We start from the raw sequence: 23,770 nt of genomic DNA on the forward strand, positions 1-23,770 counted from the left end.
TTCCGCCCCTTTCCACATGTAGATTTATGCAACATACTTGAACCAATAGCCTCTGTTTATGGAAAACATGTCTTTTGTTAACCTACCTATCTATAAAATATGTTAAGATATTGAAAGCCATTTGGTTTGCTATTGCAGCTGGATTTTATATGGTTTTATGATTTTCTACAACATTTTGATTTTCTACAACGTTTTGATTTTCCATTACAGTAGATTTTTCTATAACCATTTGATTATCTATTGTCATATGAATTCCTTCTTCTGTTTCCTTTAATACAATATGCAGGCACAACTATATAGGTGAATGCCCAATTAAAAAAGTATTCTTCCATCCTATTCATATCTCGGCTATAATCTTTATATGTGTGTTAAAAATAGGCTAAGTTTCTAATTGCAATTTAGCTTAATTATAGATACGTTAGCTATTATGATTAATAAAGGAGTCTTATTATGAGCATTTTACATGTAAAAAACTTAAGTCACGGCTTTGGTGATCGTGCCATTTTCAATAATGTCTCCTTCAGGCTTCTCAAAGGAGAACATATTGGATTAATCGGAGCAAATGGTGAGGGTAAATCCACCTTTATGAATATCATTACAAGAAAGCTTGAACCAGATGCCGGTCAAGTGGAGTGGTCAAAAAACGTACGAGTTGGTTATTTAGATCAACATACAGTGTTAGAGAAAGGACTAACAATTCGTGATGTATTAAAAACAGCGTTTCAATATTTGTTTGATCTTGAAGCGGAAATGAATCAAATTTATGAGCGTATGGCAGATGCAACACCTGAAGAATTAGAAAAGTTATTGGAAGAGGTTGGTACCATTCAGGACCTACTAACGAACAATGATTTCTATATTATTGATGCAAAAGTTGAAGAAGTTGCCCGTGGTTTAGGATTAAACGATATTGGGCTTGATCGAGATGTTCAAGATTTAAGTGGGGGACAACGTACGAAAATACTACTTGCAAAGTTATTGCTGGAGAAACCTGACATCCTCCTACTTGATGAACCAACCAACTATTTAGATGAACAGCATATTGAATGGTTAAAACGTTACTTACAAGAATATGAAAATGCGTTTATTTTAATTTCACACGATATTCCATTTTTAAATAGTGTAATTAACTTAATTTATCATATGGAAAATCAAGAATTGAATCGCTATGTCGGTGATTACGATAATTTCTTATCAGTATACGAAGTGAAAAAGCAACAATTGGAAGCAGCATTCAAAAAACAACAACAAGAAATTGCTGAGCTGAAAGACTTTGTCGCACGAAACAAAGCTCGAGTTTCAACGAGGAACATGGCCATGTCCCGTCAAAAAAAGCTAGATAAAATGGAAGTTATCGAATTAGCTAAAGAAAAACCAAAACCAGAATTCAATTTCAAGGAATCGAGAGCATCTGGCAAGTTAATTTTTGAAACGAAAGATCTAGTTATCGGTTATGATGAACCCCTTTCTCGCCCATTAAATTTACGGATGGAACGCGGCCAAAAAATTGCCCTTGTTGGTGCAAACGGAATTGGAAAAACGACGCTCCTAAGAAGTATTATTGGAGAAATCACGCCGATCTCTGGAACTGTCGAACGTGGAGATTACCTTTATACAGGTTATTTTGAACAGGAAATGAAGACAACGAATAACAATACTTGTATCGAGGAAATTTGGAATGAGTTCCCTCATCTAAGTCAATATGAAGTACGTGCAGCACTCGCAAAATGTGGACTTACGACAAAGCATATTGAAAGCAAAGTTGAAGTTTTAAGCGGTGGTGAAAAAGCAAAGGTTCGCCTTTGCAAACTCATTAATAATGAAACAAATCTGCTTGTCCTTGATGAGCCGACAAATCACCTTGATGTTGACGCGAAGGAAGAACTTAAGCGTGCCTTGAGAGCATACAAAGGTAGTATTTTACTAATAAGTCATGAGCCTGAATTTTATAACGACGTTGTCACGGATGTTTGGAATTGCGAATCTTGGACAACAAAGGTGTTTTAAATGGCTCTGCTTAGGCGAAATAGCCCAAAATTATTGAATAAAACAACCTTTCGGACTCCAGATCCGCTATTTGCGAAAATCCTGTACTATAAGCTACTATTGCGGACAATAGATCCGTTATTTTATAGAAATCACTAGAAAATGGCTTCTATACAATCAATTAACGGATCCCATGTCCGCAAAAGTTCAAATTTCAATAATTATTTCAAATTAACGGAACTGATGTCCACTATCTATATGTTTCAGCATCAAAAGTTTATACTTGCATAGTATACATCTCAGTTTCCTTTTCTAAATGAGACAGAATAACCTTAAATAGCAACTTCGAGAAAGATTATGCACTTTCTAAAAACAGTATAGACTAATCGTAACAAAAGGACCTCATCATTCATGATGAGGTCCACGTATATACTAGAACAACCCTATAGCTTTGCCATCAGCATCAACATCCATATTTAATGCCGCTGGCTTTTTCGGTAATCCAGGCATTGTCATTACATCCCCTGTCAATGCAACAAGGAAACCAGCACCAATCGATGGACGTAATTCCCGAACTGTGATCGTAAAGCCTTCAGGTCTACCAAGCTTTGTGGGATCGTCCGATAATGAGTATTGCGTTTTCGCCATACAGATCGGAAGCTTATCCCAGCCAAAGCTTGTAAATTCTGCAATTTGTTTTTTTGCTTTCGTTGAAAATTCTACTCCGCTTGCACCATATACCTTTTTTGCAATCGTTTCAATTTTAGCTTCAATAGGTTCAGTTGTATCATATAACGGCTTAAAATTGTTTTCTTTCTCATCTAATACCTTCAGCAATTTAATTGCTAAATCTATTCCACCTTCGCCACCTTTTGCCCATACATCAGAAAGTGCAACATCATAGCCGCGTTCATCGCACCAGTCGTGAATTAGCTTTATTTCAGCATCTGTGTCGGTAACGAAACGATTAATTGCGACAACAAAAGGCAAGCCAAAGCTTTGAACTGTTTCAATGTGCTTCTGCAGGTTTTCCATTCCGTTACGGAGTGCTTCCACATTCTCTACTGAGAGGTTTTCTTTTGCCACACCACCATGCATTTTCAATGCCCGAATTGTGGCAACAATAACGACAGCCTGTGGCTTCAATTCACCAATACGAGATTTAATATTTAAAAACTTCTCAGCTCCAAGATCCGCACCAAATCCAGCTTCTGTTACAACATAATCACCAAGTTTGCTCGCCAGCTTTGTTGCAATAATGCTATTACAACCATGAGCAATATTTGCAAACGGTCCACCGTGTAAAATTGCTGGAGTATTCTCTAATGTTTGTACTAAATTAGGCTTAAGCGCTTCTTTAAGCAACAGAGTTAAGGCACCTTGTACTCCTAAATCCTTAACAGTCACAGGTTCATTATTATAATTATAAGCAACAACAATACGTGACAATCGTTCCTTTAGATCATTTAAATCACTTGCTAAACAAAGAATTGCCATTATCTCAGATGCAACTGTAATATTGAAGCCGTCTTCACGCGGCACGCCTTGGACCGGACCACCAAGACCAACGACAACCTGTCTAAGTGCGCGGTCGTTCAAGTCTACTACACGCTTCCAAACAATTTTTCTCGTGTCAATTTGACATTCATTACCTTGATGTATGTGGTTATCAATAAAAGCTGATAGAGCATTATTCGCAGTTGTAATCGCATGGAAATCACCTGTAAAATGAAGATTGATATCCTCCATTGGCATAACCTGTGAATAGCCACCGCCACTTGCTCCACCTTTTATCCCCATCGTTGGTCCAAGTGAAGGCTCACGAAGAGCCACAATTGTCTTATTCCCAATTTTATTTAAAGCCTGACCAAGTCCAACTGTCACTGTTGATTTCCCTTCACCAGCAGGTGTTGGATTGATTGACGTAACTAAAATCACCTTTCCATCAGGTTTTTTTTGAAGTCGTTTCATTACGTCTAATGAAATTTTTGCCTTGTACCTTCCATATGGCTCCCATTCATCATCACTTAAATTTAGCGTATTAGCAATTTCGCTAATTGGCTTCATGACTGCTTCTTGTGCAATCTCAATGTCTGACTTTACCTTTTTAGCCTCTACACTCATTTCTTTCCCACCCATTATTTATGTTTTATTTTTTGTTTGTAAGTTATCCTTACCTATTGTATACGAAAAATCCCAGAAACTCACCCTCGTTTTAAAAGATTGTTTAAATTTTGAAACTAATTTAAATTTTCGTCGTCTAATATATATGGTGGGAAATTACAAGGGAGGCAAATTTTAATGAGCGCTAAAGGCTGTATTAAATGTGGCAGTACTGACGCAGGACGAAAAGAAGTAGCAATGACAGGCACTGGTTTAGCAAAAATGTTTGACATACAAAATAATACATTTGTTGTTGTTTTTTGTAAAAATTGTGGATACTCTGAATTTTACAATCGCGACCCATCTACCGCTGGAAACGTCCTTGATTTATTTTTTGGCGGTTAAACTAAACACCCTATATACATAGATAGGAGCTATCTAATAAGTCATCTTTAACTTAAGGATAGCTCCTTTTTTTAATAGTTTCAATTTGCGTCGCTCTAGTACAGATTTTTTACAGGGCAATATTTAAATTAGTAAAAACTTAATTACTTGACTTTATCATCTTTTCAGCAAGCATAAATATTTCCTCTTTTTTAAGAACATTTCCGACATCTGTTATCGTATATTGTAATCCTTCTTCTTCCCACATAAGCGTGTCTCCAATTCCATACTGACCTTCTAATAACTGAGCATTTTGTCCATGTACTTGATAATCATTTGAAAATGTCTCAGAATTTTCAACTTGATTTATCGTAAACAAGAAATAGGTAAATCCATCTTTCATATAAGTAATACTTATCGTTTTTTCACCTAGATTTATTATAGGTTGCATTTGAATTTCTTCTGATGAAGGGAAATAATAAAATGACTTACCTAATAGATTTTGAGCTTCTTCGATTGTTATCGTTGGTGGTTGCTCATCCTTTACCAACTTGACATCTTTAGGAAGATGTAATGCAAATAAATCATCGCTGATCTCAATATTCATTTGATAGTCTTTAATTAATGTTTCCTGGCGAGCATTTCCAAATTCACTACTAATTTTCTTCATAACCCATTTCTCTTGGTCAATCCAAAACTCTTGATTTCCAATAATGCCATTTGGATCTTTTGCGATAGCTTTCAAATGGTAGGTTAAAACACCATCTACCTTTTCTTCGCCTATAAACGTAATTTCGTGCGTCTTAGCCAAATCGTTTAATCCTTGGATGAAGGAATCGATTAACGAATTAGGTTGGTCTACATGAGTAGTAGGCGCACCCATTACAACTGCATTTTCATCTCCTTCTCTGTATAAAATTCTCTCAACTCCATCAAAAACTGTATATCTTACCGGACCGTTCTCTGCAAAAATTTCATATCGAAAGCGACCGGTTCCATAATCATGCCATACTTTTAACGTTTCCTCAGTTAGAACTTTGTTATTTTCAGAAGTTACTGTGACCATCTCTTGATAAAAGGATTTTGGCACTTTCAATTGCTCATGCTGCTTTAAAAGCTCTTCCACAATTTGCTCTGAGGAAGTATATTGATTCCCTTCCGCACATCCCGTCAATGTTAGTGTTGATGCTAACAAAACACCACATAATAGTTTAGTTATCTTCATATTCTTTTCTCCTCTGGTTCAGGGGGAAATATTATAACACTTTTCCATAGATAAAGAACCATTCTCCCCGATCATTTTTTGTAAAATGGAAGCCAACAAACAATTGTTGTCCCATGGTCTGCTTCTGAATAGAGTTCAATCATGCCCTCATGCTTTTCGATAATTATTTTGGCAATACTAAGTCCAAGTCCTGTACCCGTATCAGACTTTGTTCGGGCTTCTTCGACCTGATATAGAGGTTGAAAAACCTTTGGTTGATCCTTTTCAGGAATTACTTGACCTTCATTTTGGACAACGACTATGAAGCCATGTTCACGATACTTCATAATAGATTGTCTTGCAACTGGAAAAATCCATTGTGGTAATGAATCTATCTCAGAAAAAGCACCTAGCCAAATTCGTTCGTTCGCTCTCGTAAATTTGATCGCATTCGTAACAAGATTATCGATTACACGAACCATTTCCTTGCTATTAACAAAAATTGTCCCCGTCACACTAATTTGTTGTGTTAATATAATCTGCTTTTCATCACATAATTTTTCGTAGCCACTAAGAAGCATTTCAAAATATTCTTCCGCATCAACAACGACACGTTCCATTTTTTTCTCATCCGATTGAAGCAGTGTGTAAATTGTCAAATCATCCAACATTTGTTTCATATAATCTGCCTTACCTATAATCACATCAATATACTCGTTTCTTTCTCCATCTGTTATATTTGTTTGTTTTAATGATTCACTATAAGCTCTCATCGATGTTAATGGTGTTTTTAAATCATGGGATATTGATGCGATGATAAATTCTTTTCCCTTCTGTTCCTGTTGAACCTTCGTTTGAGTTAAGGTTAATAGTTTGCGCATCTTCTCAAAATGTTGAATTAATACTCCGATTTCATCTTTTCCAGCCCGAATCTCAGCAACGCTTTTGCCAGCTGCAAAGTCAGTCATTTGTCTCATTAATTGAGTTAGTGGTATTGTTAATTTACGCTTTACAAGTAATATGATAAAAGTGTAAATCGCTATGAAACTTAGAAAAAAGAGGAAGGTAATCAAATTTCTTTTCTCATTCATTTTTTGAATGTTATCTACCCTAGTAATCTCAATTTCGTAAAAGCCGATAATCGTACCATTTAAAAATACTGGTTTCTTAATAGTATGTGCTCGTAGACCAGAACGGAGCTTATATAAGTCCTGATAAAGCTCTTCCTTTGCTAGCTTTGAGGAAAAGTACGCATTTTGATGGCTACTAAATAACGGTACACCCTCTGCATTAAATAAACGAATACTTTCGTAATCTGTCGTTAACGTATTTAATTCGTCTATATACTGATTCGAATTACTATACAGAGAAGGATTCTGTAACTTTTTTTCAAGCTTTGCAATCGTAGTATTTGCATCAAGGTAATCATGAAATAACTGTTGGTTATTCGTTGATTGCAACCAAATGTAAAAACAATAGGCTGATAATAACGGTAACACCATTACAATAAAATAACTAATCGCAAGCCATGTTCTCAATTTCATACGCAAACCTCACCAATAAAACGATATCCCATTCCCCAAACAGTTTGGATAAAAATCGGTTGTTTAATTGGGTCGTTAAGCTTAGTACGTATGCTTTTAATATGAACCGTTATTGTATTGTTACCTTCAACATCTGGATGATTCCATATGTGCTCATACAACTCCTTCTTCGAAAAAACTCTGCCTGGGTTCGCTATCAGTAGTACCAGTAATGCATATTCTTTAGATGTTAACGCTACTTCTGCACCGTTTAATGTTACTATTTTATTGTAAAAATCAATACTTAAACCAGACTGGAATGTTAGCCGTTCATTATTTTCAAATTGCTCACGATGATATCTTCGGAACCTGCGCAGATGAGATTCAATCCGCGCCTCCAATTCTAGTAAACTAAAAGGTTTCGTCAAATAATCGTCTGCTCCCCCTCTAAAGCCCCTCACTTTATCGTCGTCTTCATGCCTTGCACTGATAATTAATAAAGGAACATCATCCGTCTCGAGCCGAATGTGTTTAACCAGAGTGAATCCATCCATTTCCGGAAGCATTAAGTCAATAATAACTAAATCGTAATGGTTTGCCTGAAAATCATCCCAGCCTTCCTGACCAGTCGAAGCCCAAGTCACCGCATATCCTTTTCTTTGTAAATGATCACGTATTATTCTTGCTATTTCTAAGTCATCTTCCACCACTAAAACATGAATGCTCACCTGCTTACCTCCCCTGATTACGAGTATAAATGGAAAATTTGGTTAATCTATAAATTTAATAAATTCTTTATTTTTTAGGGCCGTTCACCTACCGTATATTACCAATAATAATTTATTTTTTCCTAATAAGGAATTTCAGTTTCCAAATCTGGGTTATTAAGGGGAGAATAAAGGTAAACTACACACAACAAAGGGTACCCAATTTATGAGCACCCACTAAAATAAAGATTCAATTAACACGTTCAGCGTGTATTATAAAAATAAATTACGAAACTTCATCATCCTATTACAAGCTTTTATAGTCATTTGCCTCAAACAGGTCAATTAGCTCGACGTCTTTGTTTTTATCGCTAAAATAACGATATGTGAAGTCATTTTCGAATAACACTGCATATCTCCCATACCGGTCTTTCACGAGTAAGCTACGGGAATCAAATAGACGTCTATCCTTCGGTTGCTCTACCAGCCATCGTGGAATTCTTTCTCCTATGCTTGTAAATTCAATCTCAACATTGTACTCAGCCCTCATGCGATATTCAAATACCTCAAACTGAAGTTGACCAACTGCACCTAAAATAACATCATCATTGGAGTCTTGTTTGAACAATTGGATTGCTCCTTCTTGCACAAGCTGCTCAATTCCTTTTTTAAACTGCTTTGATTTCATAACGTTTTTCACGCGTACTTTCCGGAACATTTCCGGCGGGAATTGTGGTAGCTCGCGATAATGAATCTGCTCTTTTCCTTCAGTCAGTGTATCGCCGATTTGATACATATTAGGATCATAGATTCCAATAATGTCACCTGCATATGCTTCCTCAACCGTTTCGCGACTTGAAGCAAGAAATTGCTGGGTCTGATTAAGATTAATGGTTTTACCCGTTCTTGTTAATTGGACACTCATGCCACGCTGAAATTTACCTGAGCAAATCCGTAAAAAAGCAATTCGGTCGCGATGTGCTGGATTCATATTTGCTTGGATTTTAAAAATATAGCCTGTAAAAATAGGTGTATCAGGACTAACCATGCCATCATCTGTCTTTCGCGGTTTTGGCGGCGACGCAAACCGAATGAATGTATCAAAAAATGTGTGAACGCCAAAATTAGCAAGGGCGCTCCCAAAAAATACAGGTGTCAGTTCACCCTTCATCACCCGTTCAGCACTAAATTCATTTCCCGCTTCATCTAAAAGCTCGAGCTCATCAAATACCGACGCAAACAAGGGATTTTCACTTTTATTTAATTCTCCTAAAGGAACAACCTCCTCTTTTTCATCGCCCATATAACGAACAAATTGATCGTTAAAACGATCAATAATTCCTAAAAATCGCTTTCCCATTCCAACTGGCCAGTTCATTGGATACGATTCAATTCCGAGAACATCCTCAATTTCTGATAATAGCTCAAGCGGTTCTTTCCCTTCACGATCAAGCTTATTTATAAATGTAAAGATCGGAATCCCTCTCATCCTACAAACTTTAAATAGCTTGATCGTTTGGGGCTCTACTCCTTTTACGGAGTCAATAATCATTACAACGCTGTCGACTGCTGTTAACGTCCGGTAGGTGTCTTCGCTAAAATCCTCATGTCCAGGAGTGTCTAATATATTAACGTAATAATTTTCGTATGGAAAACTCATTACACTAGATGTAACTGATATCCCTCTTTTTTTCTCGATTTCCATCCAATCCGAGGTTGCGTACTTGCCTGTTTTTTTACCTTTAACCGTTCCTGCTTCACGTATAATATTTCCAAACAACAATAGTTTTTCTGTCATTGTCGTTTTCCCAGCATCGGGATGCGATATAATTGCAAATGTCCGCCTATGATTAACTTGTTCTTTTATACTCATGACTCATTTCCTCTCAATTTTTTCACTTCCTAAATATATCACAAGGAATTTATGAAGGAAAAGAGCAAATAGAAAGAGGTTGAAATTTATCTGTTCAACCTCTTTACGAAAATTTAAGTCATAGTTCCTGACTTAAATCTCTCCTTATGAAAATTTCAAGTCATAGTTCCTGACTTAAATCTCCCTTATGAAAATTTCAAGTCATAGTTCCTGACTTAAATCTCTCTTTACGAAAATTTAAGTCATAGTTCCTGACTTAAATCTCCCTTATAATATAGAAAGCCTTACAATATTAATAATTAAAACTCAATTGACCGATAATCGTATGGATCAATTTTTTTTAACATCGCAAGCTGGTCGTTAGTTGGTGCTTTTGTAGTTTTAATTTCATCATAAATTAGATTGAAACCTGTATTTTCTTTAACCTCCTCTAAACTAGAAGTTGGATGAACCGAATCTAAATGGAGCTTACCGTTTTTATATTCAAATACGCATAGAGGCGTAACAATTTTCCAAAGGTTACCCCTTGTTGTGATGAAATCAACTTTTTCAACAAAAGTACGTTTATCATGTTTTGTCCGCCAAATAATTGCTTTTTTGGCTGTTGGAATTAGCACGGCACTTCCCGCTCCACCAGGAAGGCGAACCTTTGGTTTTTTATAGGAGCCAATAACTGAAGCATTAACATTCCCATTGATATCGAATTGGATTCCACTTAGAAAGGCAACATCTAATCCGCCACGCATCGATAGGTCAAAAATTTCTTGGAGTGGAAAATATGCTTCCGAATTCTCTACCAAATCACTACCAGCTGATGAATATCCTGCTTTTTTAATAGAAGCTGGATTTACACCACCAGGAATATTTAGATGAACTAAGTTCGGAGCATGCATCTGTTTTGCTAAATGCATTGCCACCATTGGGAGGTGTGAGGATACACCATGGAAGACAGATTCATAATCCTGGAGAAAATTTGCGATCGCGCAAGTCATGACATCGCTAACTCTATATTGTGAATTCCTCATAAGCGTATTGCCGTCCTTTCTCCAGCATAATCTTTACTTTCATAGTTTTTTAAATAAGAATGAGCGATTTCGTCCTTCCCCTTCATTTTTATAAATGCCGTGAGAACTTTATCATCGATATCATATTTCTTATAACAAGCCGTTGGACTAGCGCCATTTGGTGCGTGGACAATGGCATGTACAAGAAATCCGGGAATATCAATATTTTCGTGTGCAACCTTCATTCTACTCTCGGGGATAATTTGTTCTGCAGTGATAATCACCTTTTTGGCAGCACGACTAATAATGACATCCTCAAACTTAGGTCCGTAAATTCGCGCATTGCCTTTTGTATCACATTCTTGTACATGAATTACAGCAACATCAGGAACTAAAGATTTCACTAACGTAATCGGTTCCCCGCTGAAGGGATCTTCGACAACTACAAAATAATCATTTTCTAATAATAAATCGCCGGCATTTAAACCTCTAACTGGCATAAACGGAACATTCATTGTTGCTGCTCTTAACGCACTAATTACAGTGTAACAGGCATGTTCATTTGCGGTTACAACTCCTTCTTGTACAGCCTTTCGATAATGTGTCGCGAGTCCATATTTTGTCTCATAGCTTACAAATCCAGCATGTACAGCTCGAACATTTTCCAACGCACAAAGTAAATCGATCTCATGTGCAGCCGCAGTTTTCACAATTGTTAAGTTCCTTTTGCTTTGCCTCGCCATTTCACGCACGAAAGACATAGGTGCACGATGTAATACATTACCACCAAAAGCAACCATATCTCCATTTTGGACAAGTGCAACCGCATCCTTCAAGCTCAAAACCTTTTTCATTTTCCGCATCACCACTGTTTCCATTTTTTGACGGGGTCAGGAACCTCTATGGCACCCTCCCTGGACACCTCCCTGGCACCGTATTCCATTCTATTTGACAGCGTTGCTTGCAATATGAACCGCATCCCACACCCCAGCAAAAGGCGGAGCATAGCATAAATCTGTCATACCGAGATCATCCGCTGTCATGTTATTATGAATGGCTACCGCAAATACATCGATTCTTAATACGACACCCTTGTTACCGATGGCTTGGGCACCTAGTATCCGCTTTGATCGTTTTTCACATATTAGCTTTATCCAAATGGGTGTTTGATCAGGATAATAACGAGGATGATCGGCGCTTTCGACAAATACTGTTGTGTAATCAATCGCTAAATTCTTTGCATCAATTTCTGATAACCCTGTCCGCCCCAGTTCTAGATCAAACACTTTGATTGCCGCGCTTCCTAGCGTACCAACATATTTATTGTGTCCTCCAGCTATGTTAACACCAGCGAGACGACCGGTTTTGTTGGCATTTGTTCCAAGCGGGATATACGTATTCTCCTCCCTTACTTTGTGATAAACTTGGGCGCAGTCCCCGGCAGAATAAATATCTTCAATGTTTGTTCGCATTTCACGGTCAATAATGACCGCACCATTTTGCGCTAGGGAAATTCCTGAACCAGCTAAAAACTTAGTTGCAGGCTTTACCCCAATTGAAAGCAGGACTAAGTCTGCCTCATATACGCCTTTATCGGTTCTAACACCTTTAACTCTTTCATTTCCGATAAAACCTTCAACCTTCTCTCCAAGGTTTAATTGAACACCATGTTTTCGTAATTCCTTTTCTGCTAGATCAGTTATTTCTTGATCAAATGTTTGTAAAATTCGATTAGAAAGCTCAATGACACGAACATTTTTCCCTAAAAAAGACATTGCTTCTGCAACTTCTATACCAATATATCCACCGCCGACAATTACTACATCGCGAATATTTTGCTCGTTTGCAATTTCTTTTAATTCAATTCCATCCTCTAACGTTTTCAAAACATGAATCCCCGGAAGTTTAACCCCCTCTAGTGGTGGTACGACTGGAAAAGTGCCTGTGGAAATCATTAATTTGTCATAGCTGTCTAGGAAAACTTTATGATTGACTAAATCTTTGATCATCACTTGCTTTTTCTTCGGTTCAACTTTAACGACTTCATGGTAAAGATGAGTTTGTATATTTAGTTCCTTTTCAAAATGATCCCTCGTTCGAGCGATCATTTTCGTATAATCATCGTTTTCACCAGACACATAATAGGGCAGTCCACATGCACCATATGAAAGGAAACCACCTTTTTCATAGACCACTACTTGTGCATCTTTATGAATTCGTTTTAGCTTTGAGGCAGCAGACATTCCAGCAGCTACCCCACCAATTACGACTAGCTTCATCCGCAACTACTCCTACAACGAAATTGTAGCCTTCTTCATATTACAATTTCGAAAATTATTTCATTTACCAACATATTTCTGGATTTTACCCTCATTTTTTTGCATTTCCCTCAATGTTTCAACACTTTACCCATATGAATTAGCTATTTACCCATATATTTTCGACCTTTACCCATATGAATTAGCTATTTACCCATATGTTTCAACGCTTTACCCATATGAATTAGCTATTTACCCATATGTTTCAGCACTTTACCCATATGAATTAGCTATTTACCCATATATTTCAATTAACTACAGATTTCACCTTCACTTCGGCATATGCTAAAGCTTCTCCAGCATCTAGTTCACCTGTAAAAGCTTTATAAATATAATCGTATAATGGTGCCATCTTTTCGCCGGCGCGATCCATCATCGGTAATGGTTTGGCATATTTTTCTATCAGTTTGAGATGTGTATCATACCATCTGTATTTTTCAGCATCCTTAACATACGTTGATTTACGAACAGGGGATCCAGCATAACCGCCAACGATGCGATCTACTTCGGAACTTGTTATATAAGCTAAAAACTCGTTTGCCAATTTTTTATTTTTACAGCGTTGGCTAATGGCGAAACTCCATGTTACATTCCAAGCTGTTTTTATTGCTGCAAATCCTACATCCTCAATATCTAAGCAACGGTCATTTAACACGACCCCCAGTTGTCCACCCCAAGTAACTGTAAGCGCTACCTTTTTCTTCTGGAATGCAACCCTTACTTCATCATTTCCATACGTATGCGTATCTTCTGGTGCATATTTCTTCAATGAGTTGTACTTCTTTAATGCAATAATGCCTTTCTCATTATTAAAAGATGGTGCATGACTTGTAATGTCAAAAGCATCTATTGCTTCATTTCGTAAATACGGTAAAAAATCCAAGAATATTTCACTTTGATGTGCCTTAAGTGCTATAGCTCTCATATTATCAACACGGTCGCACTTTTCTGCGAGCAATAAAATTGTATCCGTATCTACTACGTCCGATAACTGTTCATTCATCACTCTACTAACAACACTTTTTCGATACAGGAAAATATGACCATCACAAAACGAAGGATACAAATAAGGTCGGCCATCAACAACCATTTCTCCGGCAATTACATCTAAAATATCCTCACGATTATATTCCTTTGTGCTTGGGTATTGTACTTCAGCAAGAAATCCTTGATTAATAAAGTCCTTCGCCCATAGATGACCTGCTACCATAACAATGTCATAATCTTGCTCACCATTAAAAGTCGACATCATTGTTTCATAATACCGATCAAACGGCACAATATTAAATTCTACTTTGACGCCTCTCGTTTTATTAAATTTTTCGATTAACGAAAATCGCGAATCAGTATATGCATATACTGCCGGGTCCCCAACTGCTAATACTTTTAAACCGTTTTCGATATCCATTCCCTATTCATTCACCTGCTTATTTCACCCCTTGATTTCTGGTTCGTGATCAATGATTCCAACAACGACAGCATCAATTGGTGCTTTTTTTGTTAATGCATGCCCAGCAGCATCACCGGTTGTGACAAGAACAAGTTCTCCTTCACCTGCTCCTATATGATCAGCTGCAACAAAGTAGTCTTCTGATTCCCCATAACGAGGTTGAACAACTAGCAATTTATAACCTTGCAATGCATCATTTTTTCTTGTTGAAACTACCTTGCTAACCACCCTCCCAATAATCATTCGCACGAACCTCCTTTCCTAAAAAGGGTCTTCCCCTTCACTTACTGCTTAAAATACGTAATCTATACAAGGGATAAAGATATTTTTTAAATTTAATTTCGAGGACCTTGCTCTTATGTTTCACCACTTTAATAGTCCCTAACGTCTAAAAAATTAATTTTAATTGCTCATTTCCTTTTAAGCCAAAAGCATTGGCATCGTCAGTATCAATATGCATATCTAGTGCATATCTATCCTTTATTCTTATCGTAACTTGATCCATTACCCCCCCTTTAGCGCCTTCAACTAATACAGAAACCTTCTGGCCATCAAAGACACCATAATCATTTGCATCCTTTGGTGTCATGTGGATATGACGATCGGCAATTATACAGCCTTCCTCAAGGGTGACTGAACCCTTCGGACCAACAATTGTAATCGGTGCTGACCCTTTAAGATTCCCAGAATTTCTAACAGGAGCTGATAGTCCCAGTTTTCGCGCATCGCTACTCGCTATTTCGACTTGTGTTTTGCTTCGTAACGGTCCTAACACTCTTACATTTTCAATGATTCCTTTTGGACCGATTAGTGTTAACTTCTCATTACATGCATATTGCCCTGGCTGCGATATCTCCTTAAATTTTGTCAGATGATATCCTTCACCAAACAATAGTCCTACATGATCCTCTTGCAAATGAATATGCCGTGCTGAGATACTCACAGGTACGTGCGTTTTTTGTTTATTACCATTTAACAATTTGCTGTTTTTTAATTCTTCGATTACCAAATACGTTATCTCTTCAATAAGGTCATCTCTAGTTGTATTTATCACTTAAATCACGCCTTATTTTAAATTCGGGATTAATTTAGTAACGTCTGAATGCGGTCTTGGGATGACATGCACTGCTACTAACTCGCCTACCCTTCCTGCTGCTTCAGCTCCTACCTCCGTTGCTGCTTTGACAGCACCAACTTCACCCTGAATAATAACTGACACGAGTCCCGAACCAATTTTTTCACTACCAACAATCTCTACATTTGCAGCCTTTAGCATCGCATCTGCTGCTTCAATTGCAGCCGTTAACCCTCTTGTTTCAATTACTCCAAGTGAACTATTCATGTTGTGTTCTCCTCCTGTATTTATCCTTTTTCTGCTTTCGTAACGAAACCAATTCAACTGCTTTTAAAGAACACCCTAAAATTATTTAATATTTGGAAGTAATTTAGAAAGGTCACCGTGTGGCCTTGGGATAACATGTACTGCTACTAACTCGCCTACCCTTCCTGCTGCTTCAGCTCCCACTTCCGTTGCTGCCTTGACAGCACCCACATCACCTTGGACAATAACTGATACTAAACCAGAACCAATTTTTTCACTCCCTACAATTTCCACATTTGCGGCCTTTAGCATTGCATCCGCCGCCTCTATCGCTGCTGTTAATCCTCTTGTCTCGATTATTCCTATTGATTCATTCATGATAAAGCCTCCTTGCTAGTCTTTGTTGTTGTTTTATTCGCTTCTGTTTTACTAGTTCTTTTCCGTCTTTTTTGTTTAGGTGAAGTATCTTTTTTAGCTGTTTTTACTAAGTCTGCACTTTTGGAATGATCCTCTGGTAAAAGATCTTCTACAATACTTAACCTACCTGGCCCTTCAATTTTGGATGGAACGATAAATTTTAAAATTTCTGAATGGGGATTTGTAATAACCAAAGCCATTTTTAATGGGTTTTTCGGTTTGTTTTCACAAATCTGCTTAGCTAACCTTATAGCTGTTGTGGCATCAGGAATACTGCCCCCAACAATTAATGTTACTAATCTCCCACCGAGGTAGTTTTCGCTTGTTACAAATTCTACATTACTTGCCTTACATATTTCGTCTAAAAGCTCCATCGCGGTGGCAAAGTACTGTGCTTCTATTACGCCAATCGCTTCATACTTTTTCATCCATTACCACCTTCTCATTTGCACATTTATAAAATTCTAAGCTGACATTAAACCAGAAGGCACGAAGCACTTCGCTTGTTTTTTACAATCTATAATTGTATACTTCCCTTTCTAGCAAAAATTAAATACGACAGGCCTGATGCAAACTCTAATGCATACTCTAATGCAAACTCTGATGCAAACATCAATGCAAACATCAATGCAAACTCTAATGCAAACTCTCGTTAGTTTTATTTATCTACAATGGAATACAAACCTTTATAAGGCCTAGGAATGACACGATAAGCAACTAGCTCTCCATGTCTCATCGCCTCAGCTTGTCCTATATCGATCGCATACAGGACTGATGCTAAATCCCCTTTAATAAAAATAGCAATTAATCCTGACCCAACCCGATTAACCTTATATAGATCTACAAAAGCTGATTTAGTCATTGCATCAATACAAGCTATGGCAGTTACCATCCCCGTTACCTCTATGATCCCTAATGACTTATTCACTTTCTCCACCCCTTACTTGTGCTCTTTTCAGGTAGATTCCCAAACTAAAATGGAAAGTGGTCTACCTTTATTTGAGCTTTACCTTTCCGGTAGAAAGGAGCTTTTCTAAACCAGGCATTGCTGATGGTATTATATGGGAAAGAATATCCTTTTCACTTATATACCTGCTTGCTTCTTGCCTTGCCGATTCTAGGGCAATTTTGATATCATCAACTCTACCGCTAAGTTTTACTTGAATTACCACTGGTATTGGTGCGGCATTGCCCAAAACTGGATTATTACTATCGATTCCTTCTATTTTAATGTTTGCCGCTTTACATGCTTTATCCATTGCCGCAAGTGCCACACTATAACCTTGTACCTCTAAAAAGCCTACTGCCTTCTTCATGTTAATCACCTACATTTGTGGATGGTGTTGGGTTTCCCTTTATTCCACTATTTTGAAAAAATTACTACTTTTAAACCAAGAAAGAACACCGTGCTAGATGATGCGAAAGCCACCTTCAGCTAACACACATCTTCTTTGTCTCGTAAAAGTTCTTGCTGACGTAATTCCTTCCCCAGTAGGCCCGGCAATTGTCATCGTTGTATGACCTTCACCACCAAAGCCAACTCCAGCTAATGATGAGGCGTTTTTTACAAATATCGTTGTTTCAACTGCTCTCGCAAACCGAGTTAAGTTATCGACATTTTTGGAGTGCATTAATGCTGTGTGGCGATTTCCATGCTCTGCCTCCACAGCCATTGCAATTGCTTCATCCAAGTTTCGAACTTTTACAATTGGAAGAACCGGCATTAATTGCTCCACTTGCACAAAAGGATGATCAAAATCTACTTCACAAATTAACAGCTTTACGTTTGAACTAGGTTGAACACCGATCTTTTCTAAAAACTTGCTTGCGCTTTGTCCAACCCATTTCTTCGCAACATGATACTCCCTTTTCGTATCTAGGCTACATCCTCTAGCTTCTTTGTTTACATTCTCTTCAAGGGCGAAGGTCATTACGTGTTCAAGCTCGTTTTGCGAAAGCATATATGCTCCGTTATTGAGCATATGGAATATTAAATCATCAGCAACAGCATCTATAACAAATACTTCTTTTTCCGCAATGCAAAGAAGGTTATTATCGAATGATGCTCCTTCAACAATTGCTTTTGCTGCATGTTCAATGTCCGCAGTTTCATCAACAATGACTGGTGGATTCCCTGCTCCTGCACCAATTGCCTTTTTCCCTGATTTTAATAATGATTTGACTAAGCCCGGTCCTCCAGTTCCGACAAGAATTTTTACCTTTGGATTATCAATTAGCCTTTGCATTGTTTCCATAGTTGGCTCTCGCACCATTGTTACAAGGTTCGCCGGACCACCTGCCTCAATTATCGTTTTATTTATGAGTGAAACAGCATAAGCACACGATCGTTTTGAGGATGGATGTACATTAAACACAACAGCATTTCCAGCTGCAATCATTCCGATTGTATTATTGAATATTGTCTCAGTCGGATTTGTTACTGGCGTAACTCCTCCAATTAGTCCAAACGGGCCTTGTTCAATAATAGTCAATCCGTCATCACCCGAAATTGCATGCGTCCTCAAATCCTCTGTCCCAGGTGTCTTTAAAGCAGTTAACTCTAGTTTGGCAATTTTATCTTCATAAACACCTAACTTCGTTTCTTCAAAAACGAGCTTTGCTAAATATTCCTTTTCTTTTAATATTGCTTTACGTATTGCGGAAATTATTTTTTCACGATCTTTGAGTTGAAAGTTTTTGACATAATTCCGCTGGGCGTTAAAACCCTCTTCAATTGCGTCATCCATATTTTCAAAAACGCCAAACTGTCCTGTAGATGAATCTAAATGACTACCACTAGCTTGGCCGTTACCTTTATTACTCGTGTTCGTAGTAGTAGCGCAATGGTTCACTGGAGCTACTAGTCCTGGAAATTGCTTATTTTTCCCATTATGATTGGTGCCATTTCCCTTTAGATATCCACCCGAATTCTCTGACTTGTTATGTTCTGATGGATCTAGTGTCTTCATTTTGATGGGTCTGACAGATTTTGGGGTGTCATCATTAGCTGTCTTTGCCAGTGATCCTTCCACGTTTTGTAAGACGGCTTGAACTATTTTTTGAATATCATGTTCTGTTATATTCATAGTTAGCGGTGATACTCCTTTCAAAGCTTTGTGTTTACGAGTACATGGCAACTTTGAGTTTTACTTTGTGAATCAACTGAATCAACAAAATCAACAAGTAGCATCCTCTTGTTAGGGTTAGCGCTTCATATTTTCTAGAACCTTTTCGGTTACTTTGCGAACGATAGTCTCTATCAACTCTTCTTTTGCTTGTAATTCATTTTTACCCTTCAAAGGATTTGTAGTTTCATCTTTACATGGTGGTACTCCACCAGTTTTGATGCCAAGTTTTTCTCTTAATCCCATTAAGGTATCAATTTGGTTGCAATTCAGCTCATTCACTTTATTAATAATATTGTTTGAATACATTAGCATTAAGGCATAATGCTCTAAAGATTCCATCCGAAAATACGCTTCGATAATATCTCTTCCCCAAGTAAGCGCCCCGTGGTTTGCAAGAAGTACCGCATTATAGTTTTTGCAAAATGGCGCGATTGAATCTGGTACTTCCTGTGTGCCTGGTGTTGCATACGGTGCAATTGGCACTGTGCCTAACAACACGACCGCCTCCGCCGTAACAGGTTTTTCCAAGCTAATCCCCGCAATGGCATACGATGTAGCAACAGGTGGATGCGCATGGACAACAGCCTTAACTTCAGGATTTTCATTATAAACGCGTAAATGCATTTTAACTTCAGAAGACGGTTTATGTTTTCCTGAGATAACATTTCCCTGGAGGTCCATTTTCACCATCATGTCAGGTGTCATAAAACCTTTACTTACTCCTGTTGGTGTTGCCCAAATTGTATTTGGTCCGCATTTGACTGTTATATTACCGTCATTCGCTGCAACAAAGTTTTTATTATACACCCTTCTACCAATTTCACATATCCATTTCTTTGCTTCAAAATCAGAATAATAGCCGTTATTATCAACCATTTTAACCATCCCCATTTCCGAAATCACTATTACCAAATAACTTTTCAATTTATATTAAAACACACAAAACTCATTAAAAGATGGTATCCAATAAAATTACATACTTTTCTTTTATGCTTTGGATTTAGCTTTAACTTTAGCTTTATCTTTGGCTTTGGCTTTAGCTTTGGCTTGCTTCGAACATTTTCGGAAGACTTTCAGTAAACGGAGCATATGCAATCCCGTCTTCTGTGATGATGGCACTAATAAATTGGTGATCCGTTACGTCAAATGCAGGATTATACGTTTTTACATCCTTTGGTGCCATTGATTCTGCATACCACTTTGTCGTTATTTCCTCAGAAGGACGCAATTCAATTTCAATGTCATCACCTGTTTTACATTCTAAATCTACAGTTGAAAGTGGTGCACAAACATAGAAAGGAACACCGTAATGTTTAGCAAGTATAGCGACACCTGATGTGCCAATTTTATTTGCTGTATCGCCATTGGCTGCGACACGATCACAGCCAACAAGTACTGCTTGTACTTTGCCTTCCTTCATAACAATTGAGACCATATTATCGCATATTAAAGTGACGTCAATTCCCGCTTCATTTAATTCCCAAGCTGTTAACCTTGCTCCTTGTAGTAATGGACGCGTTTCATCAGCATATACCTTAAAATTATATCCTTGATCTTGTCCTAAATAGATCGGTGCCAGCGCTGTCCCGTATTTTGAAGTTGCAATTGCACCTGCATTACAATGTGTTAACAATCCCATGTCTGGCTTCAGTAATGACAATGCATATTTACCTATAGATTCATTTACTTTTTCGTCTTCAGCACGTATATTTTCTGCTTCTTCCTTTAAGGCGGCTTTAACCTCATCCACATTCTTACCTTTCTCTAATAAAAATCGTTTTTCCATTCGATTTAATGCCCAAAAAAGGTTAACTGCAGTAGGACGTGATGATGCTAAGTAATCTTTAATCTTCTTAAATTCTTCATATAATTCATCATAAGTAGAGGCATCTGTTTTTCTTGTTCCTAAGTATATTCCATAAGCCGCAGCAATTCCGATTGCCGGAGCACCACGAACCTTTAAATGATAGATAGCATCCCAAACATCCTTCATATTATCGATTTCTAAAAATATTTTTTTATTAGGTAAGACGGTTTGATCTAATATGATCAGCCTATCTCTTTCGTCATCAAGTCTTACTGATTGGATTACTCCACTTGATTTGTCCATTTTAGATCCTCCTATCTAAAACCGTTGTTGTGTGTCTTTTACTAAAGAAACGTAGTCATTACCAGTTTTCATAGTTTGTCTTTGGAGAATGCACGTTTTCCCTATTGTAAGAGCGATTTTTTCAGCTTTTGTTCTAGCGTCTTTATCTTGAATTGAAGTAATATCCTTAACATGTGCCAATCCGATTATTCTTCTACATAATTCAAGGCCAGTAACAGCAGCTGTATCTCTTAATAGGTTATCTAAGTAATACTCCCTATATCCTTCATACTTTGCTACACGTTCAGTCGCGTTTTCATCCCAAGCTTTTATGAATTTTTCTTTAAAAAGATCAACAATATCTTTAATTGTATTTTCAATATAGGTGGTAAAATCATCTCTAGCTGCATTATCTGAAATTGTAAATTTGCCATTTACATATGCAAATATTAGATTAGCGATTACATTTCCAACGTCGTAGCCTGCAGGACCATAAAAAGCAAATTCGGGATCAATGACTTTCGTTGAATCCTCTTTGATAAAAACAGAACCAGTATGAAGGTCACCATGGATTAATGATTGGGCATTTGTCATAAATTCAAATTTCAACTTTGCTGTTTCAAGTTGAAGTTTTTCGTCTTTCCAAATGTGTTCCTTTACAAACTCGCGGGATCCTTCAAAAACATCATTTCGTGGGCAATCATAAAATGGCTCGGTATAGACTAGGTCCTCCGAGATTTCGCAAAGCTCAGGATTGATAAAATCTCCAACCAATTCTTTCTTTTCCTTATGGTCCATAACAACATCAGAGGTTAATAGCAAGGTATTAACTAGAAAAGTGGAAATATGATCTGCAAATAGTGGGAATTTTTTATGTTCAATCAACGCTGCTCTCATAATTTGGTGATCAGAGAGGTCATCCATTGCAAAGCAATTCATAATCGGATCGTAATGATACATCTTTGGCACAAGGCCAGGAGCTAACTTCCCCTGCAAAGCTAATATTTCACTTTCAATTCGATTGCGGTCTGGGGATAATTTAAATTCATCAGAAATACGCGCAATAGGACCGGCTTGTTTAAGAATTAGCGATTTATTATTTGCTTCATCAACTAGTCTAAATACATAGTTCAAATTTCCATCGCCAATTTCTTTACATGTAAGCTTCGCGTTCGGATCAAAAAAATTTAAAATGCTTTTTGAATATGCAATTGCGTCCTCTTCCTTCATCGTAAAATACTTTGTTTTAAAATCAGCCATTTTTATCCTCCTATTTTTATTTCAGCTTATAGTAGGTTAACGCCAGTGCAAATGCTAACACTGTTCCTTTTACAATATCCATTGCATAATATGGAACCGACATCATAACTAATCCATTTTGCAGGATCCCTATTAGCACTGCGCCGATAAATGTCCCAAAGGCATTTGGTTTCCCAGCACCAAGTACGGAGAAGCCGATAAAGGCTGCTGCAACAGAGTCCATTAAATAAGGTGCACCAGCATTAATTTCTGCTGTCATGACCCTAGCGGCAAGCATAATTCCACCAAAAGCAGCAAACATAGAAGACAATAAATAAGCAATCACCTTATATTTATCCACTGCAATCCCTGATAGTCTAGCAGCTTCTTTATTACCGCCAATAACATACATATAGCGTCCATGCTTTGTATAGGTAAGAAAAATATGAACCAAAAAAACTATGACAAGCATAATAATGATAATCCAAGGTACTTGGCCGATTTTTGCAAAAATTGGGCTAATAATACCCGTAGCAAATGTACCATCTGGCATAACCATATTTTGAGATACTGTTGCACCCCTCGTATAGGTAAGAGCAATCCCCTGGATAATGAACATTGTTGCTAATGTGATTAACATATCCTGTATACCAATTTTTATTATCATAAAAGAATTAAGCAAACCGACTAAGAGTGCTGCTGCAACTGCCGCAAGAATCGCAATGAAAATATTTTGTGAATACCAGACAAACATTGATATAACAATCGCGTTTGCTAATGATGCTACTGAACCTACTGATAAATCAAAGCCATCAACAGACAAAGAGATGGTAATACCGATCGCAATAATTGTGACAATCGAAATTGATCTTAAAATATTTATAATATTATTCGTTTGAATAAAGCTTGGATTTGCGATTGCAAAAATGATAATTAAAGCAACAATTGTAATCATCGTTCCGTATTTATAGAGAAAATCAAAAAAGTCAAATTTTTGTTTTGCCACAGGATTCGCTTGCTCCAT

Annotated in this window: 23 protein-coding genes; 2 read left to right on the forward strand and 21 right to left on the reverse strand. The window is 37.4% G+C overall.

The window, feature by feature from the left end; genetic code table 11:
- Nucleotides 1-450 precede the first annotated feature (450 nt).
- Entirely contained in the window at nt 451-2,007 is a 1,557-nt protein-coding gene (locus tag D612_RS0105130; protein WP_017754421.1) for an ABC-F family ATP-binding cassette domain-containing protein, read from the forward strand.
- 411 nt (nt 2,008-2,418) lie between these two features.
- Here the strand turns inward: D612_RS0105130 and D612_RS0105135 are convergent, their stop codons facing one another.
- Nucleotides 2,419-4,110 carry a formate--tetrahydrofolate ligase gene (locus D612_RS0105135; RefSeq protein ID WP_017754422.1) on the reverse strand — a complete coding sequence of 564 codons (1,692 nt, stop codon included), beginning with the start codon at nt 4,108-4,110 and terminating at the stop codon, nt 2,419-2,421.
- 177 nt (nt 4,111-4,287) lie between these two features.
- Here D612_RS0105135 and D612_RS0105140 point away from each other — a divergent pair, with 177 nt between their 5' ends.
- Nucleotides 4,288-4,494 (forward strand): zinc ribbon domain-containing protein, encoded by a 207-nt coding sequence (locus D612_RS0105140; protein WP_017754423.1) that lies wholly within the window; start codon nt 4,288-4,290, stop codon nt 4,492-4,494.
- A gap of 139 nt (nt 4,495-4,633) precedes the next feature.
- Here the strand turns inward: D612_RS0105140 and D612_RS0105145 are convergent, their stop codons facing one another.
- The 20 genes from D612_RS0105145 to D612_RS0105250 all read right to left on the reverse strand — a co-directional run bounded on the left by D612_RS0105145 (nt 4,634) and on the right by D612_RS0105250 (nt 23,770).
- A complete protein-coding gene (locus tag D612_RS0105145) occupies nt 4,634-5,698 on the reverse strand; it encodes a LolA family protein (protein WP_017754424.1) in 1,065 nt (354 codons plus the stop codon).
- A 71-nt stretch (nt 5,699-5,769) separates the two neighbouring features.
- Nucleotides 5,770-7,221 (reverse strand): sensor histidine kinase, encoded by a 1,452-nt coding sequence (locus D612_RS0105150; protein WP_017754425.1) that lies wholly within the window; start codon nt 7,219-7,221, stop codon nt 5,770-5,772.
- Nucleotides 7,218-7,928 carry a response regulator transcription factor gene (locus D612_RS0105155; RefSeq protein ID WP_017754426.1) on the reverse strand — a complete coding sequence of 237 codons (711 nt, stop codon included), beginning with the start codon at nt 7,926-7,928 and terminating at the stop codon, nt 7,218-7,220. The genes D612_RS0105150 and D612_RS0105155 overlap by 4 nt, the downstream gene beginning before the upstream one ends.
- Nucleotides 7,929-8,214: 286 nt before the next feature.
- Nucleotides 8,215-9,780 (reverse strand): peptide chain release factor 3, encoded by a 1,566-nt coding sequence (locus D612_RS0105160; RefSeq protein ID WP_017754427.1) that lies wholly within the window; start codon nt 9,778-9,780, stop codon nt 8,215-8,217.
- A 299-nt stretch (nt 9,781-10,079) separates the two neighbouring features.
- Nucleotides 10,080-10,805 carry a CoA-transferase subunit beta gene (locus tag D612_RS0105165; RefSeq protein WP_017754428.1) on the reverse strand — a complete coding sequence of 242 codons (726 nt, stop codon included), beginning with the start codon at nt 10,803-10,805 and terminating at the stop codon, nt 10,080-10,082.
- Complete coding sequence (locus tag D612_RS0105170) at nt 10,802-11,638, reverse strand: CoA transferase subunit A (protein ID WP_034726036.1); 837 nt, start codon at nt 11,636-11,638, stop codon at nt 10,802-10,804. The genes D612_RS0105165 and D612_RS0105170 overlap by 4 nt, the downstream gene beginning before the upstream one ends.
- Nucleotides 11,639-11,728: 90 nt before the next feature.
- Nucleotides 11,729-13,063, reverse strand: a complete 1,335-nt coding sequence (locus D612_RS0105175) for a CoA-disulfide reductase (RefSeq protein WP_017754430.1) — start codon at nt 13,061-13,063, stop codon at nt 11,729-11,731.
- 286 nt (nt 13,064-13,349) lie between these two features.
- Nucleotides 13,350-14,510, reverse strand: a complete 1,161-nt coding sequence (locus tag D612_RS0105180; protein WP_017754431.1) for an extracellular solute-binding protein — start codon at nt 14,508-14,510, stop codon at nt 13,350-13,352.
- A gap of 24 nt (nt 14,511-14,534) precedes the next feature.
- On the reverse strand, nt 14,535-14,795 hold the full coding sequence (locus D612_RS0105185) for a EutN/CcmL family microcompartment protein (protein ID WP_017754432.1): 261 nt from the start codon (nt 14,793-14,795) through the stop codon (nt 14,535-14,537).
- Between the two features lie 145 nt (nt 14,796-14,940).
- Complete coding sequence (gene pduL, locus D612_RS0105190) at nt 14,941-15,606, reverse strand: phosphate propanoyltransferase (RefSeq protein ID WP_017754433.1); 666 nt, start codon at nt 15,604-15,606, stop codon at nt 14,941-14,943.
- 12 nt (nt 15,607-15,618) lie between these two features.
- The gene (locus D612_RS0105195; RefSeq protein WP_017754434.1) at nt 15,619-15,894 is read right to left on the reverse strand and encodes a BMC domain-containing protein; all 276 of its coding nucleotides are present in this window, start codon (nt 15,892-15,894) and stop codon (nt 15,619-15,621) included.
- A gap of 81 nt (nt 15,895-15,975) precedes the next feature.
- The gene (locus D612_RS0105200) at nt 15,976-16,251 is read right to left on the reverse strand and encodes a BMC domain-containing protein (RefSeq protein ID WP_017754435.1); all 276 of its coding nucleotides are present in this window, start codon (nt 16,249-16,251) and stop codon (nt 15,976-15,978) included.
- A complete protein-coding gene (locus D612_RS18650) occupies nt 16,248-16,718 on the reverse strand; it encodes a BMC domain-containing protein (RefSeq protein ID WP_017754436.1) in 471 nt (156 codons plus the stop codon). The genes D612_RS0105200 and D612_RS18650 overlap by 4 nt, the downstream gene beginning before the upstream one ends.
- A gap of 230 nt (nt 16,719-16,948) precedes the next feature.
- The gene (locus D612_RS0105220) at nt 16,949-17,218 is read right to left on the reverse strand and encodes a BMC domain-containing protein (RefSeq protein ID WP_017754438.1); all 270 of its coding nucleotides are present in this window, start codon (nt 17,216-17,218) and stop codon (nt 16,949-16,951) included.
- Between the two features lie 67 nt (nt 17,219-17,285).
- Nucleotides 17,286-17,606 (reverse strand): BMC domain-containing protein, encoded by a 321-nt coding sequence (locus D612_RS0105225; RefSeq protein WP_017754439.1) that lies wholly within the window; start codon nt 17,604-17,606, stop codon nt 17,286-17,288.
- 93 nt (nt 17,607-17,699) lie between these two features.
- A complete protein-coding gene (locus tag D612_RS0105230) occupies nt 17,700-19,376 on the reverse strand; it encodes an aldehyde dehydrogenase family protein (RefSeq protein WP_017754440.1) in 1,677 nt (558 codons plus the stop codon).
- A gap of 117 nt (nt 19,377-19,493) precedes the next feature.
- Nucleotides 19,494-20,294, reverse strand: coding sequence for a class II aldolase/adducin family protein (locus tag D612_RS0105235; protein ID WP_017754441.1), 801 nt, complete (start codon nt 20,292-20,294; stop codon nt 19,494-19,496).
- 160 nt (nt 20,295-20,454) lie between these two features.
- Complete coding sequence (gene mtnA, locus D612_RS0105240; RefSeq protein ID WP_017754442.1) at nt 20,455-21,528, reverse strand: S-methyl-5-thioribose-1-phosphate isomerase; 1,074 nt, start codon at nt 21,526-21,528, stop codon at nt 20,455-20,457.
- A 15-nt stretch (nt 21,529-21,543) separates the two neighbouring features.
- Entirely contained in the window at nt 21,544-22,767 is a 1,224-nt protein-coding gene (gene mtnK / locus D612_RS0105245; RefSeq protein WP_017754443.1) for an S-methyl-5-thioribose kinase, read from the reverse strand.
- Nucleotides 22,768-22,783: 16 nt separating this feature from the next.
- Nucleotides 22,784-23,770: an ABC transporter permease gene (locus D612_RS0105250; RefSeq protein ID WP_017754444.1), complete on the reverse strand. Its 987-nt coding sequence runs from the start codon at nt 23,768-23,770 to the stop codon at nt 22,784-22,786.

Origin of the sequence: Calidifontibacillus oryziterrae, from assembly GCF_000331575.1 — a bacterium.
Taxonomy (GTDB): Bacteria; Bacillota; Bacilli; order Bacillales; family Bacillaceae_J; genus Calidifontibacillus_A; species Calidifontibacillus_A oryziterrae.

Coding starts and splice junctions, on each gene's coding strand:
- D612_RS0105130 (WP_017754421.1), top strand. CDS start 451: ATGAGCATTTTACATGTAAAAAACTTAAGTCACGGCTTTGGTGATCGT.
- D612_RS0105135 (WP_017754422.1), bottom strand. CDS start 4,110: ATGAGTGTAGAGGCTAAAAAGGTAAAGTCAGACATTGAGATTGCACAA.
- D612_RS0105140 (WP_017754423.1), top strand. CDS start 4,288: ATGAGCGCTAAAGGCTGTATTAAATGTGGCAGTACTGACGCAGGACGA.
- D612_RS0105145 (WP_017754424.1), bottom strand. CDS start 5,698: ATGAAGATAACTAAACTATTATGTGGTGTTTTGTTAGCATCAACACTA.
- D612_RS0105150 (WP_017754425.1), bottom strand. CDS start 7,221: ATGAAATTGAGAACATGGCTTGCGATTAGTTATTTTATTGTAATGGTG.
- D612_RS0105160 (WP_017754427.1), bottom strand. CDS start 9,780: ATGAGTATAAAAGAACAAGTTAATCATAGGCGGACATTTGCAATTATA.
- D612_RS0105165 (WP_017754428.1), bottom strand. CDS start 10,805: ATGAGGAATTCACAATATAGAGTTAGCGATGTCATGACTTGCGCGATC.
- D612_RS0105170 (WP_034726036.1), bottom strand. CDS start 11,638: ATGAAAAAGGTTTTGAGCTTGAAGGATGCGGTTGCACTTGTCCAAAAT.
- D612_RS0105175 (WP_017754430.1), bottom strand. CDS start 13,063: ATGAAGCTAGTCGTAATTGGTGGGGTAGCTGCTGGAATGTCTGCTGCC.
- D612_RS0105180 (WP_017754431.1), bottom strand. CDS start 14,510: ATGGATATCGAAAACGGTTTAAAAGTATTAGCAGTTGGGGACCCGGCA.
- D612_RS0105185 (WP_017754432.1), bottom strand. CDS start 14,795: ATGATTATTGGGAGGGTGGTTAGCAAGGTAGTTTCAACAAGAAAAAAT.
- D612_RS0105195 (WP_017754434.1), bottom strand. CDS start 15,894: ATGAATAGTTCACTTGGAGTAATTGAAACAAGAGGGTTAACGGCTGCA.
- D612_RS0105200 (WP_017754435.1), bottom strand. CDS start 16,251: ATGAATGAATCAATAGGAATAATCGAGACAAGAGGATTAACAGCAGCG.
- D612_RS18650 (WP_017754436.1), bottom strand. CDS start 16,718: ATGAAAAAGTATGAAGCGATTGGCGTAATAGAAGCACAGTACTTTGCC.
- D612_RS0105225 (WP_017754439.1), bottom strand. CDS start 17,606: ATGAAGAAGGCAGTAGGCTTTTTAGAGGTACAAGGTTATAGTGTGGCA.
- D612_RS0105230 (WP_017754440.1), bottom strand. CDS start 19,376: ATGAATATAACAGAACATGATATTCAAAAAATAGTTCAAGCCGTCTTA.
- D612_RS0105235 (WP_017754441.1), bottom strand. CDS start 20,294: ATGGTTGATAATAACGGCTATTATTCTGATTTTGAAGCAAAGAAATGG.
- mtnA (WP_017754442.1), bottom strand. CDS start 21,528: ATGGACAAATCAAGTGGAGTAATCCAATCAGTAAGACTTGATGACGAA.
- mtnK (WP_017754443.1), bottom strand. CDS start 22,767: ATGGCTGATTTTAAAACAAAGTATTTTACGATGAAGGAAGAGGACGCA.
- D612_RS0105250 (WP_017754444.1), bottom strand. CDS start 23,770: ATGGAGCAAGCGAATCCTGTGGCAAAACAAAAATTTGACTTTTTTGAT.